The sequence below is a fragment of the Brevundimonas sp. UBA7838 genome (assembly GCF_002500885.1).
Classification (GTDB): Bacteria; Pseudomonadota; Alphaproteobacteria; order Caulobacterales; family Caulobacteraceae; genus Brevundimonas; species Brevundimonas vesicularis_C.
In genome coordinates, this window is sequence record NZ_DLTK01000041.1 from 2,894 (window position 1) to 3,821 (window position 928).

The 928-nt window shown below is 68.2% G+C and carries 2 protein-coding genes; both read left to right on the top strand.

From position 1 onward, the window contains the following. A partial coding sequence (locus B3T77_RS02765) for a CsgG/HfaB family protein (RefSeq protein WP_292076990.1) occupies window positions 1-440 on the top strand: 440 nt, incomplete at its 5' end. Then, a partial coding sequence (gene hfaD, locus B3T77_RS02770) for a holdfast anchor protein HfaD (protein ID WP_292076993.1) occupies window positions 367-928 on the top strand: 562 nt, incomplete at its 3' end. The genes B3T77_RS02765 and hfaD, both read left to right, overlap by 74 nt.

The following is a 928-nucleotide window of genomic DNA, read 5'->3' on the forward strand; positions in this document are numbered from 1 at the left end:
TCGTCAATCACCGCGTCTATGTGATGAACATCGCCATGGACCTGCGCCTGGTCCAGACGACCACGCTGGAGGTGGTCGATGTCGTCTCCTATCAGAAGCAGATCATCGGCCGCGAAATCTCGGCCGGCGTGTTCGACTTCCTGAACGGCAACGTCTTCGACATCTCGGCCGGCACGGGCGGGATGGAGCCGACGCAGCTGGCCGTCCGCGCCCTGGTCGAACGGGCCACAGTCGAGTTCATGGCCAACCTCTATGGCGCGCCCGGCCCCGAAATCTGCCTGAACCCCGCCAACGATCCGCTCGGCGATTCCACGGTCGGTCCGACCGGCGGCTATTATCCGGCCTATCCCACTCAGGACACCAACAATGGCCAGACCCGCGCCGATCCGTCTCGTTGGCATGATGGCCGCGACGGCGACGTTCGCCGCACTCGCCACTGAGGCGAGCGCCCAGCAAACGCCGACCTGCGACCCGCAAGCCGGCGAAGCCTGCTCCAGCACCCAGACCCAGACCGGCGACGTCACCGGCCTGGTGGATATCGACCTGTCCGTCGATCAGGTGACCGTCAGCACCAACGCCCAGGGCAATGCGCTCGCGGGCGGGGTCACGGCCGCCTCCGCCGGCCTGGTCTCGCGCCAGTCGATGACCGGGGCCGCTGTGGCCCGCAGCAATGTGGTCGTGAACGGCGAGGCGGACGGTCAACTCAGCGTCGATACCACCGCGCGCGGGAACTATCTCGGCGTCACCACCAATGGCGCGACCTTCGCCGTGGACGCCAGCCAGTCCGCGACCGGCGACCGGGTCGAGGCCGGAACCTACGTTCAGGCGCCGAACGGCCGCGTGCTGCAAGGCGGTTTCGCCACCAGCACCGCCGTCGCCAACACCGTCGCCCTGGGCGGCCCCTCCTCGTCCCTGACCGGCGTCATCG